The sequence below is a fragment of the Halomonas litopenaei genome (genome assembly GCF_003045775.1).
Lineage (GTDB): Bacteria > Pseudomonadota > Gammaproteobacteria > Pseudomonadales > Halomonadaceae > Halomonas > Halomonas litopenaei.
The window spans coordinates 90,646-107,390 of sequence record NZ_PXNS01000007.1 but is presented as its reverse complement, the minus strand read 5'-3'; the positions used below and the strand labels follow the sequence as shown (position 1 = coordinate 107,390).

General features: G+C 65.3%; 13 protein-coding genes. 12 read left to right on the top strand and 1 reads right to left on the bottom strand.

The genetic code is table 11. The features are described from left to right. Window positions 1-128: 128 nt before the first annotated feature. A complete protein-coding gene (dsbD, locus tag C6W88_RS13780) occupies window positions 129-2,048 on the bottom strand; it encodes a protein-disulfide reductase DsbD (protein ID WP_231498650.1) in 1,920 nt (639 codons plus the stop codon). 217 nt (window positions 2,049-2,265) lie between these two features. Here dsbD and C6W88_RS13775 point away from each other — a divergent pair, with 217 nt between their 5' ends. From C6W88_RS13775 to C6W88_RS13715, 12 genes are all read left to right on the top strand, one after another. Continuing rightward, the gene (locus C6W88_RS13775) at window positions 2,266-3,489 is read left to right on the top strand and encodes a DUF2333 family protein (protein ID WP_181248625.1); all 1,224 of its coding nucleotides are present in this window, start codon (window positions 2,266-2,268) and stop codon (window positions 3,487-3,489) included. Between the two features lie 807 nt (window positions 3,490-4,296). Further along, the gene (locus C6W88_RS13765; protein ID WP_108132867.1) at window positions 4,297-5,469 is read left to right on the top strand and encodes a polysaccharide export protein; all 1,173 of its coding nucleotides are present in this window, start codon (window positions 4,297-4,299) and stop codon (window positions 5,467-5,469) included. 3 nt (window positions 5,470-5,472) lie between these two features. After that, entirely contained in the window at window positions 5,473-5,913 is a 441-nt protein-coding gene (locus tag C6W88_RS13760) for a low molecular weight protein-tyrosine-phosphatase (RefSeq protein ID WP_045993980.1), read from the top strand. A gap of 43 nt (window positions 5,914-5,956) precedes the next feature. Then, window positions 5,957-8,221 (top strand): polysaccharide biosynthesis tyrosine autokinase, encoded by a 2,265-nt coding sequence (locus C6W88_RS13755; protein ID WP_108132866.1) that lies wholly within the window; start codon window positions 5,957-5,959, stop codon window positions 8,219-8,221. A gap of 32 nt (window positions 8,222-8,253) precedes the next feature. Further along, window positions 8,254-10,071 (top strand): ABC transporter ATP-binding protein, encoded by a 1,818-nt coding sequence (locus C6W88_RS13750; RefSeq protein WP_108132865.1) that lies wholly within the window; start codon window positions 8,254-8,256, stop codon window positions 10,069-10,071. A gap of 145 nt (window positions 10,072-10,216) precedes the next feature. Further along, window positions 10,217-10,840, top strand: coding sequence for a NeuD/PglB/VioB family sugar acetyltransferase (locus C6W88_RS13745; RefSeq protein ID WP_108132864.1), 624 nt, complete (start codon window positions 10,217-10,219; stop codon window positions 10,838-10,840). A gap of 147 nt (window positions 10,841-10,987) precedes the next feature. Beyond that, on the top strand, window positions 10,988-12,052 hold the full coding sequence (neuB, locus tag C6W88_RS13740; RefSeq protein WP_108132863.1) for an N-acetylneuraminate synthase: 1,065 nt from the start codon (window positions 10,988-10,990) through the stop codon (window positions 12,050-12,052). A gap of 25 nt (window positions 12,053-12,077) precedes the next feature. Next, complete coding sequence (neuC, locus tag C6W88_RS13735; RefSeq protein WP_108132862.1) at window positions 12,078-13,295, top strand: UDP-N-acetylglucosamine 2-epimerase; 1,218 nt, start codon at window positions 12,078-12,080, stop codon at window positions 13,293-13,295. 46 nt (window positions 13,296-13,341) lie between these two features. Further along, on the top strand, window positions 13,342-14,055 hold the full coding sequence (locus C6W88_RS13730; protein ID WP_197037118.1) for an acylneuraminate cytidylyltransferase family protein: 714 nt from the start codon (window positions 13,342-13,344) through the stop codon (window positions 14,053-14,055). 58 nt (window positions 14,056-14,113) lie between these two features. Then, window positions 14,114-14,938, top strand: coding sequence for an SDR family NAD(P)-dependent oxidoreductase (locus C6W88_RS13725; protein ID WP_108132861.1), 825 nt, complete (start codon window positions 14,114-14,116; stop codon window positions 14,936-14,938). Then, on the top strand, window positions 14,935-15,849 hold the full coding sequence (locus C6W88_RS13720; protein ID WP_108132860.1) for a Gfo/Idh/MocA family oxidoreductase: 915 nt from the start codon (window positions 14,935-14,937) through the stop codon (window positions 15,847-15,849). The genes C6W88_RS13725 and C6W88_RS13720 overlap by 4 nt, the downstream gene beginning before the upstream one ends. Continuing rightward, window positions 15,839-16,702: an SDR family oxidoreductase gene (locus C6W88_RS13715; RefSeq protein WP_108132859.1), complete on the top strand. Its 864-nt coding sequence runs from the start codon at window positions 15,839-15,841 to the stop codon at window positions 16,700-16,702. Before C6W88_RS13720 ends, C6W88_RS13715 begins: the two co-directional genes overlap by 11 nt. Window positions 16,703-16,745 lie beyond the last annotated feature (43 nt).

Here is a 16,745-nt window from a genome sequence, read left to right as displayed (position 1 = left end):
AGTCGTTAGAGATCGCGGCAAGATGGCGGCTCTTGGCGTCTCTATCGTGTCAGAATTCAGAGTAGTGCGGAGTTTGCCGAAAATTGCGAAGGTTGTCCAGCGAGGCCGAACGCTGTTCGCTGTCACCTTCACCCGCTGGTGGTAGCCGCCTGGGCGCCATCGAGGGCGCGGCTGACTGCGGCGATATGGCCGGCCAGGGCAGCGGCGTCGAGTTCGCCCTGGATACGTGCCTGACGAAGCTCCTGGTCCCCGTCGAAGAACAGAAGACTCGGTGGGCCGAACAGACCCAGATGGTCGAGCACCTCACGACTCACGGCGTTGGTGTCGGTCACATCGACGTCGATCCAGCGGAAGCCTGCGAGGGCCTCACGTACCCTGGGGTCGGGAAACACCTCGCGCTCCATCACCTTGCAGGAAATGCACCATTCGGCGGTGACGTTGACGAAGGCGGGGGTCGTGGACTCGGCCAGGGCCGCCTGAAGCTGGCCCAGGCTCTCGACGATGCGATCGGGATGGGCCGCCTCGATAGTGCTGCTCGTCGCGCTCATGGGGCCGGCGGCCAGGGGACGTAGGGGGTCGCCACCGCCACGGGCGGCGCCGATGACCAGCGCGATGCCCCACACCAGCAGCACGATACCGGCGCCCTGGCGGACCCGCGGCCAGCCCGGCGTACTCGCCAGATCGAGGGCGCCGAGGGCCAGCGCCGTGCCGATGGCCAGGCCCGCCCACAAGAGCAGGGTGAGCGGGGCCGGGATCAAACGCTCGATCAGCCAGACGGCGACGCCCAGCAGCAGCACTCCGAAGGCGATCTTGACCCCGTTCATCCAGGCGCCCGAGCGCGGCAGCAGGGTGGTGCCGAAGCCGCCGACCAGCAACAGCGGGACGCCCATGCCCAGCGCCAGGGCAAGCAGCGCCGCGCCACCGATGACGGCGTCACCGGTAGAAGAGATGAATACCAGGGCGCCGGCCAGCGGTGCCGACACGCAGGGCGAGACCACCAGCACCGACAGCGCGCCGGCCAGCGCCAGACCCAGGGGGCCGCTGCGCTGGGCGCGTGCCTGCCAGGCATCGATGCGTGAGCCCAGCCCCGAGGACAGGCGTAGATTGAAGACCCCGAACATGGCCAGCGCGAACAGGGTGAAGAGGGCGGCGAACACGATCAGTACCGGGGCCGATTGCAGGCGTGCCTGAAGGTTGAGCCCTGCGCCGAACAGCCCCATCAGCACGCCGACCAGGGCGTAGGTGGCGGCCATGCCGGCGACGTAGCTTGCCGAGAGCGCAAAGGCGCGGGGACGGCTGGGGTTCTGACCGACGATGATCGACGACAGGATCGGAATCATCGGCAGCACGCAGGGGGTAAAGGTCAGCCCGAGGCCGGCCACAAAGAACAGTCCGAGCAGCAACGGCAGGCTGGCGTCCTGCATCAGGGCGCGGAAGCGGCCGTCTTCGCTGAGCGGGGCTGCATCGACAGAGGCGGCAGGGAGGCTGCCTGCTTGCTGGCTCGTGGGCGGCTGTCCGGCGAGGTCCGCTGGGGTAGCCTGGCCTGCGTTGTCGTTGGCCGTCTGGCCGTCCTCCAGGGCGTCGGCAAAGGCGGCGGGGGGCTCACTCTGGGCGGCGGCCAGCTCAAGCCGTTCCGGGGGGTAGCACAGACCGGCGTCGGCGCAGCCCTGGAACGTCAGGGCGATGTCCAGTGGCCCCTGACGGGTGTCGGCCAGCGGGGCACTGAACACCACCTGATCGTAGAAGACGTTGACGTCGCCGAGAAATTCGTCGGTCTTGGCCTCCCCGGGCGGTAGCGACAGCTCACCCAGGGCGTCCGGTTCGCCTGGCAGTTCCAACGAGAAGCGGTGACGATAGAGATAGTAGCCGTCGGCATTCTGCATGCCGATATAGAGCCGATCGCCGTCGTGCCAGGCGCTGGCGGTAAAGGCCTCGTTCACCGGCAGAAATTCGGCGCTGCTCGACGACGAGGAAAAGAACTGGGCCTGGGCCACCCAGGGGGACAGCAGCAGACAGACGAACAGCAAGAGGCGTGTGGCGAAGAACACGTCGAATCCTTGTTGACGATGGGTGTGGAAGACGGGGCAAGGCGTGGCGGGATTCGCCTGCCGTGTCAGACCCCGCTGTGTGACCGTGGAAGCGGGGCGGGGTTCCCGCGGACCCTGCGCTATGATCAGATGCAAGCGTATTCTACCACTGGCGCCGGCGCTTTCCCTCATTGGAGGCAGGGCTGGCCGGCCTTTGATGAACGACAAGGAGAGCGAAATGAGCAGTCGTCGACAGCGCGCCGAAAGGCGTCGTCAGGAGCTCGAGAACCCGCAGTACGGATGGATCTGGAAACCGCTCGCCGTGCTGCTGGTGCTTGCCGTGATGGTGGCGGTGGGGCTGGGGATCTGGTGGAGCCTGGCGCCGTCGCGCTTCGACGTGGAGACTGCCACCCAGGAGCAGCGCATCTCCGCGGCGCCGGCGGCCAGAGGCACCGTTACGGTCGCGACCCTGGCCACCCTGATCGATACCTTGCAGGACAAGCCCGGCGGGTACCTGCGAAATGACCTGATGCCGCCGGGACTGCTGCTCGACAATATGCCGTCCTGGGAAACTGGTGTGCTGGTTCAGGCGAGGCTGATGGCCGCCAGCCTGGCGGACTTCGACCCCGGCGCCGGTGAGTCGGTGAATACTCTGATCGCTGCCCTCGAACAGGACGCCGACGATTGGCTGGCCCCGTCCATGGAGGATCACCTGGCCCAGGCGGGGAACTCGGCCCGCGCCTATCTGGCGCGTTTCGACGATGGGGTCGGCGCGTCCTTCGTCGATCAGGGCCAGGGCCTGGCGCTCTATCTGGACGCGGTGCGCCAGCAGTTGGCCTCGTTGCGGGAGCGGCTGTCATCCACCGTCAGCGACAGCGAGCGCTTGAAGGAACTGGGTATCGAAGTGGCACAGGACAGTCGAGTGCCCTGGTACCGCGTCGACAACGTGTTCCACGAGACCCGCGGTCAGACCTGGGCGCTGGGACACCTGCTCGAGGCGCTCGAGCGTGACCAGGCGGATCTGATCGCAAGCGCGGGCCTCGGCGACAGCTACGCCCGTGCGCTGGCCGAGATCGAGCGTATGCAACGTCAGTTCTGGAGCCCGGTGGTGCTGCGCGGCAGTGGCCTCGGCATCTTCGCCAACTATCCGCTGACCATGGCTCATCATCTGAGCCGGCTCGACGGCGCCCTGGCGTCCCTGATCGAAGGCCTGGGTGGCGCCAATGCTGCCCCGGAGGCCGCGACACCGCCGGTGACCGAGGTGACCCGTAGCCCCGACGATGAGGAGGCAGCGGAGTCAGCCGGCGTTGAGAAGAGTGATGAGCAGGGTGGCCAGCAGGGCGCTGAAGCCAATAGCGGCGAGCAGGGCGCCGAAGCCAATAGCGACGAGCAGGGCACTGAAGCCAATAGCGGCGAGCAAGGCACCAACCAGCAGCAGCCTGCCGAGCAAAGCGCCGAGTAGCAAGAGCGAGTCAAGAGCCGAGTCAAAAGCCCCGAGCCGTGAACGGGGCCCAATGACGGGGTGAGAGAGACCGGTTGCCGATTTTCTCCCTCGTCCTTGCCTGAATTTTCGCAAGCTACCATGCCCTCGTTGCCGAGGGCATTTTTTTCTCAGTTTGCTTCGTTCGCCCGGATACTTTTTGCCGCTCCGCGCTTTGGTAATTGGAGGCCTGGCGTCCCCCTGGCTGACGCGCCATGTCGCCAATGACTAGATGCGTCATCTCGGCGCATGAACCGAGGTTGCTGCAGCGATCACCTCGTCGTATCAGGAATCAGTGATCTGTCGCACTGCAATGGTGCGTCTGCGAAGGGCCCATGGTCGCGCTCTTTGCCCACATTCTCGACCCTGGTTTCTCAGCGCTTTTTTCGCACATTTCCAACCTTATGATTCGGCTAAAGAAACACTTTCTCCACGGTAACTGTCCGCTGGCGCCCCCGACGTGTCCTGAAGGAACACGCAATTACAAGCGGAAACAGTCGCTCTCATGCTTCCGGGATACCGATATGGGGTTTGTCAGCCTGTGTACGCCAGGAATTTCGGACTGCCAGGACGGCGCGGCTATGCAATCGTACTGGCATAAATCGCAGTACCTGGCGGCCATCGAGTCTTCGAGCGTCGACGGGTGCTGCGGGCTGTCGGTGGTCGATCGTCTCGCAGAAGACGCAGCCTCGACGGTGACAATAACCATCTGTCTACGCGCAGGGCTTCAGGGATATGCCATCGATATCACCCTGGGGCGGTAGCGTGTCACACGCTCAGGGGGACGATATGGATAAGGTGAATCAGGCACACCAGTGGACAAGGGTCGTGGACGAGTCGCAACGATCGCCCGGCTGGCTGGCGGGTGCCGTCTTCGCAGTGCTGCTTGCGCTGACCGTGAGTGGTTGTGCCTATGCCCCTGGCGGGCATATCGACTACGAGACCGAGGCGCCGGACATCGATCATCTGGTCGACATCCAGGCCATCACCCCGGCATTGGTGGCGAACTTCCGTCAGAACGTCACCGGCGATGTCGCCAGCACCATGCCTTCCTACCTCAAGGCCCAGTTGACGGACTACGAGTACCGTGTCGGGCCGGGTGATGTGCTCAACATCACCGTCTATGACCACCCCGAGCTGACCATTCCGGGGGGCGCCGAGCGCAGCCCCGAAGAGACCGGCAAGACGGTACAGCCAGATGGTCGCATCTATTTCCCCTATGTCGGACGTTTCCGAGTGGCCGGGCGGACGGTGGACCAGATACGCCGAACCCTCACCGGCATGTTGTCGAACTACATCACCGAGCCCCAGGTGGACGTCAACGTCGCCGCCTACCATTCCAAGAAGATCTACGTCAGTGGAGCGGTTGCCACCCCCGGCGCCCAGCCGATCACCACGGTCCCGCTGACCCTGGTCGATGCGGTCAGCCAGGCCGGGGGGCCATCGGAGACGGCCAACTGGCACGAGGTGGTACTCAATCGTGATGGCACCAGGGAGGTGCTGTCGCTGTACGCGCTGATGCGCCATGGCGACCAGACCCAGAACCGCCTGCTGCGCGATGGCGACGTGGTGCATATCCCGACCCTGGAGTCCGAGAACGTCGCGGTGCTGGGGCAGGTCAGGAATCCCGGCAATCTGGTGCTGGGCAACGAACGTATCACCCTGACCACCGCCCTGGCGCGAGCCGGCGGCGTCATCGAGACCACCGCCGAACCGTCGGGGATCTTTGTGATTCGTCCCAAGCCGCCGGGCGATGCCAAGCTTGCCACCGTCTATCAGCTTGATATCAGCAACGCCACCTCGCTGACCATGGGCACCCACTTCCCGCTGCAGCCCCAGGACGTGGTCTACGTGACGGCGGCCCCGCTGGCACGCTGGAACAACGTGATCAGCCTGCTGCTGCCGTCGGCACTGCTGCCCGGCACCATCGCCGACACCACCACCCGCATCGGCGAGATCTGATCGGTGCGTTTTGCCAGTGCGCTGGTGCTGTGTCGAGCGAACCTGTGTCGTAGTCCGCTCGGTGCGGCGCTGCTGCAGAGGCGGCTGCCCGCCATGGAGATTCAGTCTGCCGGGCTTTCTGCGGTGCGCGAAGGTGAAGCCGCGCCCGCAGAGGTGCAAGCGCTGGCCAGGGAAGCCGGGCTCGAGTTGAGCGCCCACCGCGCTCGGGTGGCAACGCCCGAGATGATCGCCAATCACGATCTGGTGCTGGTGATGAGTGCGTCCCAGCGCCAGGCGGTCAGCGAACTTGCGCCCTTTGCCACCGGCAAGACCCTGCTGTTTGCCCACTGGCTCGACGGGATCGATATCCCCGACCCCTACCGCAAGAGCCTGGACGCACACCGTCAGGTATTCGTGATGCTTTCCGATGCCGCCGACGCCTGGCACCGAAGGCTCGCGCCATGACCTCGTATCGCCGCGCTCGAGGCCACCGACAGGACCTGCCGTCATGACCCAAATGTCACGCTTGCCTTCCGCTCCCGGCCGCGAGGATATCGACCTCGGGCGCATCCTGGGGCTATTGCTCCGGCACAAGTGGTGGATCCTCGCCGTCACCCTGCTGTTCGGAGCGGCAGGTTATGTGTCCGCCTTGCTCAAGCCACCCATCTACGAGGGCGACGCCCTGGTGCACGTGGAGCGTCGGGCCTCGGTCAGTCCGCTGGGGGACCTGGCCACGGTGATGGGAGAAGAGGAGAACACCTCGGCAGAGGTGCAGATACTGCGGTCTCGCATGGTGCTGGGGCGGGTGGTTGACCGCCTCGCCCTCGACACCCAGGTGTCGCCACGCCGTCTGCCGCTGGTCGGTGACTATCTGGTGCGTGAAGGGGTGACCCGAGAGGACCTGGCTGAGCTGGGCTGGATGACTGCTCCGCTTGGATGGCTCGAGCGGTTGATGCCCGAGGCATGGGATCTGAGCCATCTGGTGTGGGCAGGGGAGTCGCTGCAACTGGCGCGTCTCGAGGTCGCTGACTCCTATCGCGGCGCGGCCTTCCGCCTGGTGGCAGGCCGCGATGCCGGCTATCAGCTATTTGGTCCCGACGGTGATCTGTTGGGTGTCGGTCGTGTCGGCGATACCGCAAGATTCGACGGAGGCGATGTGGTGTTGAGCGTTCGCGAGATGACCGCAGCGCCAGGTGCAGAGTTCAGCCTGTCCAAGCGCCCCCAGGTGTCGGCCATCGATTCGCTGCTGGCTCGCTTGACGGTCACCGAGCAGGGCAGCGGCTCGAGCGCCAGCACCGGCATGCTGCGCCTGACCCTGACCGGCACCGACATCGATCGGGTGCGCGAGTCGCTGGATGTCCTGGCGGAAACCTTCCTGATGCAGAATGTCGAGCGGCAGTCGGCCCAGGCCGACCAGAGCCTGGCCTTTCTCGATGAGCAGGCGGTGGCATTGAAGGCCTCGCTGTCGTCGGCGGAAGATCGGCTCAATGCCTATCGCGTCGAGGTGGACAGCATCGACCTGGACTCCGAGGCGGCCTCGGTGGTCGAGCAGTTGATCTCGGTGGAGGAGCAGCTCAACACCCTGGATTTCCAGGAAGCCGAACTGGTCCAGCGGTTCACACGCAATCACCCCACCTATCAGGCGTTGATGCGCCAGCGCGGCATCCTCAACCAGGAGAAGGCCCGGCTGGAGGAGCGTGTCAGCGAGATGCCCGAGTCCCAGCAGGAAATCGTGCGCCTCACCCGGGACGTGGAGGTGACCCAGGCGATCTATGTCAATGTGCTTAATCGTGCGCAAGAGGTGGCGGTCGCCAAGGCCGGCACCATCGGCAATGTGCGGGTCATCGACGATGCTTATGTGGATGACGATCCGGTGGCACCCAACGCCGGCCTGATGATGGCCCTGGCCACGGTCATCGGTGCCTTTCTGGCGGTGGCGGTGGTACTGGTGCGTGGCATGCTCAATCGCGGCATCGAGAGCCCGGACCAGCTCGAGGACCTGGGGCTGCCGGTGTACGCCACGGTGCCGCTTTCCGAGTTTCAGCAGCGCCTGGTCAAGCGGGTCAAGTATCGCAGCGACCGGCGCAGTCAGCCGGTGATCAAGGGCCTGCTGGCCCTGACTCAACCGACCGACATGGCCATCGAGGCGTTGCGTGGCCTGCGCACCAGTCTGCACTTCGCGATGATGGAAGCGCCCAACAACTGCCTGATGATCACCGGCCCCAGCCCCGAGATCGGCAAGAGCTTCATCTCGCTGAATCTGGGCGTGATCTGTGCCCAGGCCGGTCAACGGGTCCTGGTCATCGACGCCGACATGCGCAAGGGACACCTGCACAGCGCCTTCGGCGCCAAGGCCGAAAGTGGCCTGTCGGACCTGTTGTCGGACAAGAGCGAGGTGGCCGAGGTCATCCGCCAGACCGAGGTGGAAGGCCTCGACTATCTGTCGCGAGGCGCATGCCCGCCCAATCCTTCGGAACTGCTGATGCGCGAGCGTTTCACCACGCTGATGGAGCAGTTCAGTTGCGACTACGATCTGGTGATCGTCGATACCCCGCCTGTGCTGGCGGTGACCGACGCCGCCATCGTCGGTAACCGGGTGGGCACCAGCCTGCTGGTGACGCGCTTCAAGCTCAACCCGGTCAAGGAGGTCAGGGTGGCGCTCAGGCGCCTGGAGACCTCCAACGTCAGGGTCAAGGGCTGCATCCTCAACGCCATGGACCCCAGCGCCAGGCATGGTTACGGCTATGGTCACTATGTCTATGCCTACCAGTAAGTACGGCAGCGGCGACAACCAGGGACGGTGAGATGCTGACTGATCTGCGCGAACTCTACGGCCTGCTGACTCACCACCAGCGCCGGCAACTGCTGCGGCTGCAGGTGCTGGTGGTGGCGATGGCGCTGTGCGAGCTGCTCAGCGTCGCCTCCATCGCGCCCTTCATGGCGGTAGTGGGCGATCTGGAGCGTCTTGGCGGGGACGGCGTGATGGGCGAGCTCTATCGGGCCAGCGGTGCCGACTCGCCGGAGCGCTTTCTTCTATGGCTTGGGCTGGGGGTGCTGGGCGCGTTGTCGGTCGCCGCGGTGGTGTCGATGGTGACGGTGTGGCGACTGGCGGTCTACGGCGCCACCGTCGGGGCGGAGCTGGGTTCCCGACTGTTCGCCCACTACATGCACAAGGACTGGCTGTTCCACGCCGGAGGCAGCAGCAGCTATCTGACCAAGCAGATCGCTCAGGAGTGCCAGCGAGTCATGCTGGGCGTCATCGATCCGTTGATGCAGATGAATGCCAAGGTGGTGCTGGCGCTGTTCATGTCGCTGGCCATCCTGATCTACAACCCCGCGGTGGCGCTGTGCGCCATGGCGTTGTTCTCACTGGCCTACCTGCTGCTCTATCACACCGCCCGGCGTCGCCTGATGAGCAACGGCGAGGCGCTGTCGGCGGCCCAGGGCCAGCGCTTTCGGCTGATGGCCGAGGGATTCGGAGGGATCAAGGATCTGTTGTTGCTGGGGCGTCAGACCCAGCTGACCGAGCGTTTCGACCGGGCCAGTCGACGCTTTGCCCGGGCCCAGGGCACCAATCAGGCGCTCAAGCAGGCGCCGCGCTATGCGATGGAGGTGGTGGCCTTCGCCTCGGTGATCCTGCTGTTGTTCTACCTGCTCAAGACCCACCAGGGCGAGATGGCGTCGATGCTGCCGGTACTGGCGGTGTATGCCCTGGCGGGTTTCAAGCTGCTGCCGGCTTTTCAGCATATCTACGCCAGCGTCTCGAGCATCCGCGGGAACCTGCATGCGCTCGAGGAAATTCGCAATGACCTGCGGGCCAGCCATGCCCATGACCAGGCATGCGCCCTTGAGCATGGCGGTGACTCGGCCCAGGGCGGCTCAGCCCTCAAGGCCCGGCGCGAGATTCGCCTCGAGGGGGTCAGCTTTCGCTATCCCGGCGCACGCTCTCCCGCGGTGGACGACGTCAGCCTGGTGATACCGGCCAATAGCGTGATTGGCCTGGTCGGCGCCTCCGGTTCCGGCAAGTCCACCCTGATCGATCTATTGCTGGGACTGATGCAGCCCCAGCGAGGGCGCATCAGCGTGGACGGAAATGTCATCGATGAGGCCAATCGTCGCCAGTGGCAGGACGCGCTGGGTTTCGTCTCCCAACAGCTCTATCTATGCGATGGCAGCATTCGCGACAACGTGGCCTTCGGTCTGGCCCCCGAGTGCATCGACGACGACCGCGTCGAAAGGGCACTTCGGCTCGCCCATCTGGCCGAGTTCGTGGCCGAGCTGCCTCAGGGCATCGAGACCCTGGTCGGCGAGCGCGGTGTCCAGCTTTCCGGGGGACAGCGCCAGCGCATCGGGATCGCTCGGGCGCTCTATCACGAGGCCGAGGTGCTGGTGCTGGATGAGGCGACCAGTGCCCTGGACGGCATCACCGAGCGGCTGATCATGGACGCGATCCACGACTTCGCTGGTCGCAAGACCATCGTGCTGGTCGCCCATCGACTGACCACCGTCATGGCCTGCGAGTGCATCTACATGATGGAGCGTGGACGCCTGGTGGATCAGGGCAGCTACCGGGAGCTGATGTCGCGCAACGAGGTGTTCAAGCGAATGGCGCAGAGCGCCTGAGACGGGACTCCGGTGAAGGGCGCGAGCGAGGGCGCGGATGAAGGCATGGGTGAAGCGCTGGTGAAGCGACGGACGAACCGCTGGCGAAGTGACGGACGGAGCGCTGGTAAAGCGAACGCGCATCGATAAAGGGAGGCGGGCACCGATGAAGCAGTGCTTCGTGATCGGCGGCGGTGGCCATGCGCGGGTGCTGCTGCATGGACTGCGCGGGCTTGGCTGGCAGGTGGCCGGCTACGTGGCACAGGAGCCCTCGTCGGCCATGCCGGTCCCCTGGCTGGGGCAGGACCGTTGTCGACTGGCGTCGCCGGAAGGCCTGCCAGGCGTCGCTTTCCTGGGGGTCGGCATGGTCACCAGCGCGCCCTGGCGGCGCTCGCTGATCGAGGCCTTTCTGGCGCAGGGATTCGACCTGCCGCCGTTGATCACGCACAACGCCATGGTGCATGACGACGTGAAGCTGGGAGACGGCAGCGTGATACTGGATGGTGCCGTGGTGGTCACCGGCAGTCGTCTGGGACGAGGCTGTCTGATCAACACCCGGGCGGTGGTCGACCACGACTGCGTGCTGGGCGACAACGTCCACGTCGCCTGCGGTGCCACGCTCAGTGGGGGCGTCAGGCTAGGGGCGGACGTGATGATCGGCACCGGAGCTAACCTGATCCAGGGGGTCGAAGTGTGTGCGGGGGCGGTGATCGGCGCCGGCGCCACCGTGGTAGGGGACGTAACGCGCCCTGGAGTGTATCTCGGGACGCCCGCGCGACGACGGCAATGAATGCGCCTGGCCGACACGCATCACCACAAGACGTCACAGCGAAAAGCGCCAGAAGGCGAAAAAATAATTAAAGCAGGTCTACGCAAAAAGCAGGTCTACGCAAACAGGGAAGGCGCTTCTGCCAAGAGGCGCAAGCAGGGGACACGAATGAGTCATTCTGAGGTTGTCGAGACCAGGAGGGTGGCATCGAGCCGCGCCGAGTCACCAGGCGTACAGGTGATCGCCGAAGCCGGCGTCAATCACAATGGGTGCCTGGATACCGCCATGGCGCTGGTGGACGCGGCACGTGAGTGCGGCGCCGATGCCGTCAAGTTTCAGTGGTTCAAGGCGGAGCAACTGGTGACCGCCGACGCCGCCCAGGCAAGCTACCAGCGAAAGGCCTGCCCGGAGGACGGCTCCCAGTACGCCATGCTCAAGCGCCTGGAGCTTGGCCTTGACGATTTTCGGCGATTGGCCCAGTACAGCCGTGACAGTGGCATCGAGTTCCTGGCCAGCCCCTTCGACGAGGACAGCGTCGAGTGGCTGGCTGCGCTGGACGTCGGTTGCTTCAAGGTGGCCTCCGGGGAGTTGACCAATCTGCCGCTGCTTACACGTATCGGCGCCCAGGGCAAACCGGTGCTGTTGTCCACGGGCATGAGTTTCCTGGGGGAAATCGAAGCCGCCTTGGCGACCCTTTCGGCGGCGGGGGCCGGCGACGTTACGGTACTGCACTGCGTCAGTGAATACCCGGCGCCGGTGGATCAGATCAACCTCGCCGCCATGGATACCCTGGCCCAGGCCTTCGGATGCCCGGTCGGCTACTCCGATCATAGCGATGGCATCGATATCGCGCTGGCGGCGGTGGCGCGTGGGGCCGTGGTCATCGAGAAACACCTGACCCTGGATACCACCATGGCGGGGCCGGACCATGCTGCCTCGCTGGATCCTCAGGCCTTCCTGGCGATGGTGACCGCCATTCGTCGTATCGAGCAGGCCCTCGGCGATGGGCGCAAGCGCCCGGCGCCCTGTGAGCAGCCCCAGCGGGAGCTGGTGCGTCGCAGCGTGGTAGCCGGGCGCGATATCGACGCCGGCGAAGTGCTGGCGCAAGGCGATTTGCTGCTCAAGCGGCCTGGCAGCGGTCTGCCGGCCGCCGCACTGCCTCAGTTGATCGGTCGGGTGGCCAGACGCCGTATCGGTCGTGACGCCCTGCTGGACTGGGCGGATCTGACATGATGGCCTGGGCATGAGGGGGACTGGCATGACTCCGAGAAAGATCTGGGTCCTGACCAGCTCTCGAGCGGACTATGGGCTGCTCTACTGGTTGCTTCGGGAAATCGACGAAGACCCTGCGCTGGAACTGATGCTGGTGGCCAGCGGATCGCACCTGTCCACCGAGTTCGGCTCCACGGTCAGCGAGATCGAGCGCGACGGCTTTCGTCTGCATCGACGCCTCGAGATCCTGCTGGCGTCGGACTCGCGCAACGCCATGACCAAGGCCATGGGGCTGGCGCTGTTGAGCGTCGGCGATGCCCTGGTCGAGGACCGGCCCGACCTGGTGGTCCTGCTGGGCGACCGTTTCGAAATCGTGCCGGTGGCGTTGGCGGCGGTCACCCACGGTATCACCCTGGCCCACCTCCACGGGGGCGAGACCAGTCGTGGCGCCCTGGACGAGTACTATCGTCATGCGGTGACCAAGCTGGCCAACCTGCACTTTCCCGCCACCGAGGTCTACCGTCGTCGCATCCTGCAGATGGGAGAAGACCCCGGCCGCGTGTTTGTCCATGGGGCGCCGGGCATCGATCACCTGTACCGCAGCCGCACGCCGACCAGGGCGGTGCTTGCAAGGGCCCTGGACATGCCACTGGACCGACCCACCGCGCTGGTCACCTATCACCCGGTGACCGCGGGCACGGGCGAGGACGTGGAAGCGCTGATCGCGGCCTTGTCGCGTTTCGAGGATCTGGACGTGCTGGTGTGCAAGGCCAACGCCGACTGTCATGGACGCAGCATCAATGCCCGGCTGGCGCGCTGGTGTGCCGAGCGCCCCGAGGCCAGGCGTCTGGTCGACAGTCTGGGACAGCGTCTCTATCACGGCTGTCTCGAGCACATGGATGTGCTGGTGGGCAATTCCTCCAGCGGTCTGATCGAGGCGCCATCCTTCCGTCGGCCGGTGGTCAATGTCGGCAAGCGTCAGGACGGCCGCCTCAAGGCGGCAAACGTGATCAATGTCGAGGCCTCGGAGGAGGCCATCGCCAAGGGCATCGAGACCGCCCTGAGCGAGACCTTCAAGCGTTCGCTGGGCGCCCTGAGCAATCCCTATGACCCCTTCGAGGATGGAGCCGCCTCGCGGCGAATCAAGAACACCTTGAAACGGGTCAAGCTGGATGCCGGCATCCGTGAGAAGTGGTTCTTCGACATCGACGAGGTGTCCCCTCTGGGCGGCACCTCTTCTCCGTCCAAAGGCCTGATGGGCTGACCTTCGTCGCTTCGATAACGACCCTAACAACCTTCAGGAAATGAAGATGACACCAGTGTCCGAGGCGGCAATGTCGGTGACGGCGGTGATACCGGCGCGGGGCGGCAGCAAGTCGGTGCCGAGAAAGAACCTGAGGCCGCTCGGCGGACGCCCGCTGCTGGTCTGGTCGATCGAGGTGGCACGGCAGGTGAGGGCGATCGATCGGGTGATCGTGAGTACCGATGATGACGAGATTGCCCAGGTGGCCCGCCGGCATGGCGCCGAGGTGCACCGTCGGTCGGCGCATCTGGCCACCGACGAGGCGCTGGTGATCGACGCCATCCGCGAAGTGTTCGATGAGCTGAACCAGGGCGGCGAGGCTCCCGAGGTGATGGTGCTGCTGGAGCCCACCTACCCCTTGCGCAGTGCCCAGGATGTGGCCGAGTGCCTGTCGCGCCTGGTGGTGCAGGGGCTGGACTCGGTGGCCACCTTCAAGGCTGCCGAGGTCAATCCTCATCGTACCTGGCGGCTGGATGCGCGGGGCCGGCCCACCGCCTTTATCGACGGCAGCGATCCCTGGCTGCCGCGACAGGCGCTACCCATGGCCTATCAGCTCAATGGTGCCGTCTATGCTTTCCGTCCCGATCGTCTTCCCCAGGATGGCAAGGCGTTGCTGTTCGGGCGCAGTGGCGCGGTGATCATGCCGGCGGAACGCTCGGTTGACATCGACCGCGAGCACGACTTTGTCATCGTCGAAAGCCTGTTGAGGAGAGCACGTTGAGGATAGCCCGTTGTACAGCCCGTTGGAGAGCCCGTTGAGCCACCCTGTCGAAGCCTTAGTGACTCCCGCAGCCACCGATGTGCGCCCGGCGATCTTGATCACCGGGGCTACCGGTGGGGTCGGCATGGCCCTGTGCCGCCACCTGAACCGCCGCTTTCGGGTGATCGCTCTGGGGCGTGACGCCAACGCCCTGGCAGAACTGGCCGCAAGCCTTCCCGGTGTCGAGGTCCACTGCCTGGATCTCGCCGGCGGTGAGATCGCAAGTGATATCGCGTCACTGATGGAGCAATGCGGCGACGTCGGCTATCTGATCAACAATGCCGGCTTCAATCGGCCTGCGCCAGTGGACGCCGACATCGAAGCCGTGCTTCGGCGCTCGCTCGAGGTCAACGCCATCGCGCCGGCCATGCTCATGGCGGCGGTGCTGCCCGGCATGCGCCGTCGTGGCTTTGGCCGCATCGTCAATATCACCTCCGGCGCACCGCTCAACTGTTTTGCCGGGCATGCCGCCTACAGCGCCTCCAAGGCGGCGCTGAATGCGCTGACGGTGACCGCCGCCAGAGAACATCAGGACGTGGATATCAAGATCAACCTGATGAGCCCCGGCCCGGTGCGCAGCAAGATGGCCCCGGAGGCACCGATGGCGCCAGAGGTCTGTCTGCCGACCCTGGACCATCTGCTGGATTTGCCCGCGGATGGCGCCAGCGGGCGCTTCTTCTGGCTGGGTCACGAGATACCGCTGACGCCGTCCCTCGATGGCATCGACTGGCTGGCGGGGACCGCGCCGGCAGGTTTTGCCCGGCTTTGGCCAGAGGCAGACGAGAGCAGCGGTCTCGACAGCAATGGCGCGGACGTAAGCAGCAGTGACAGGGAGTGCCGATGAGGCGTATTGGCATGCTGGGCATGAGTCCCGGCAACGGTCACCCGTTTTCTTTTTCCGCCATCCTCAATGGCTACCACGATGCGGCCATGGCCGAGGCGGGCTGGCCGGTGATCCATGACTATCTGGCACGGCGACATCGCTCGGAATTCGGCGTCGGTGATCTGCGTGTCACCCACGCCTGGACCCAGGATCGAGACGTCACCGAGCGGCTATGTCGCGCCTGCCATATCGACGAGGCGGTGGCCGAGCCTGGTGACATGCTGGGGCAGGTGGATGCGGTCATCATCGCCCGTGACGATCCGGCGAGCCACCGCGAACTGGCGGCACCCTTTCTCGAGGCGGGCCTGGCGGTGTTCATCGACAAGCCGCTGACCCTGGATCCGCAGGATCTGGCCTATTTTTCCCCCTACCTGGCAGCAGGGCGCCTGATGTCATGTTCCGGCATGCGCTTTGCCAGCGAACTCGACGCCCTGCGTGCGGCGCCGGGGGCGCTGGGCAACTGGCGCCTGGCCAGGGGCGCCATCGTCAAAGACTGGGAGCGCTACGGGGTTCACCTGCTCGACGCCATCCTGCCGTTGACGGCGGCGACGCCGGTCTCCGTCAGAGCGCTTGGGGCAGGCCACCAGTCCTTCGCCATCACCATGAGTGACGGCAGCCTTTTGAGCATCGATGCGCTCGGCGAGGTGCCGCCGGTATTTCGCATCGAGGTGTTTGGAGATGCCGGCCAGACCAGTGCCGACATCCGCGACAACTTCGGCATGTTTCGTCGCACCCTGTGGGAGTTCTGGCGGATGCTCGAGCAGGGGCCGGATCGTCATCAATGCCAGACCACACTCGCGGTGATCAAGACGTTGATCGCCGGGCGCCTCGCGGCCGAGCGGGGACATGAGGTACGTCTCGATGCGCTCTGACAATGAGGGTGCAGGCCTCGTACCCGCGCAGGCGTGCACTGTATCGGCGCTGTTCGATCTGAGCGGTCGGGTAGCACTGGTCACCGGGGCCCTGGGCATCCTGGGGCGGCACTTCTGTCGAGGACTCGCCGAATGCGGCGCCTCGCTGGTGGTCGCGGATCTCGACGCTGCCGAGGCCGAGCGCTTCGCCGCCGAGCTTCAGACCGACCACGGTCAGCCTTGCCTCGGACTTGGCTGTGACGTCAGCGACGAGGCCTCGGTCGAGGCCATGGTGGCGCATGCGGTCAAGACGCTGGGAGGCATCGACATCCTGCACAACAATGCGGCGACCAAGGCGCGAGACCTGGAGGCCTTCTTCGCCCCGGCCGAAGACTACACCCTGGCCCAGTGGCGTGACGTCATGGCGGTCAATCTCGACGGTGTCTTTCTGGTGTCGCGAGCGGTAGGCGGGCAGATGATCAAGCAGGGTCGAGGCGGCAGCATCATCCATACCGGTTCCATCTACGGCGAGATGGGCTGCGATCCGCGTATCTACGAGGGCTCGCAGTACCTGGGGGTGGCCATCAACACGCCTCCGGTCTACGCCGCCTCCAAGGCCGGGGTGTCTGGACTGGCGCGTTATCTCGCCACGCTCTGGGCAGGCCACGGTATCCGCGTCAATACCCTGGTACCGGGCGGCATCGAGAGTGGCCAGAATGCTGCCTTCGTCGAGCGCTATTCGGCCAGGGTGCCGCTGGGGCGCATGGGAACGCCGACCGATCTGGTCGGCGCTCTGATCTTTCTGGCCTCGGATGCCTCCGGCTACGTGACGGGGCAGACGCTTCACGTGGATGGTGGCTTGAGTGCCTGGTAGCACGGCGCCGATGCACGCTACCCGATAAACGGCATCCGATGCA

What these genes read in the sequence shown, in the direction of transcription:
- C6W88_RS13730 (WP_197037118.1), top strand. Translation starts at nt 13,342, where the DNA reads ATGACACCAGTGTCCGAGGCGGCAATGTCGGTGACGGCGGTGATACCG.
- C6W88_RS13715 (WP_108132859.1), top strand. Translation starts at nt 15,839, where the DNA reads ATGCGCTCTGACAATGAGGGTGCAGGCCTCGTACCCGCGCAGGCGTGC.
- C6W88_RS13755 (WP_108132866.1), top strand. Translation starts at nt 5,957, where the DNA reads ATGACCCAAATGTCACGCTTGCCTTCCGCTCCCGGCCGCGAGGATATC.
- C6W88_RS13720 (WP_108132860.1), top strand. Translation starts at nt 14,935, where the DNA reads ATGAGGCGTATTGGCATGCTGGGCATGAGTCCCGGCAACGGTCACCCG.
- C6W88_RS13775 (WP_181248625.1), top strand. Translation starts at nt 2,266, where the DNA reads ATGAGCAGTCGTCGACAGCGCGCCGAAAGGCGTCGTCAGGAGCTCGAG.
- C6W88_RS13745 (WP_108132864.1), top strand. Translation starts at nt 10,217, where the DNA reads ATGAAGCAGTGCTTCGTGATCGGCGGCGGTGGCCATGCGCGGGTGCTG.
- neuB (WP_108132863.1), top strand. Translation starts at nt 10,988, where the DNA reads ATGAGTCATTCTGAGGTTGTCGAGACCAGGAGGGTGGCATCGAGCCGC.
- neuC (WP_108132862.1), top strand. Translation starts at nt 12,078, where the DNA reads ATGACTCCGAGAAAGATCTGGGTCCTGACCAGCTCTCGAGCGGACTAT.
- C6W88_RS13765 (WP_108132867.1), top strand. Translation starts at nt 4,297, where the DNA reads ATGGATAAGGTGAATCAGGCACACCAGTGGACAAGGGTCGTGGACGAG.
- C6W88_RS13750 (WP_108132865.1), top strand. Translation starts at nt 8,254, where the DNA reads ATGCTGACTGATCTGCGCGAACTCTACGGCCTGCTGACTCACCACCAG.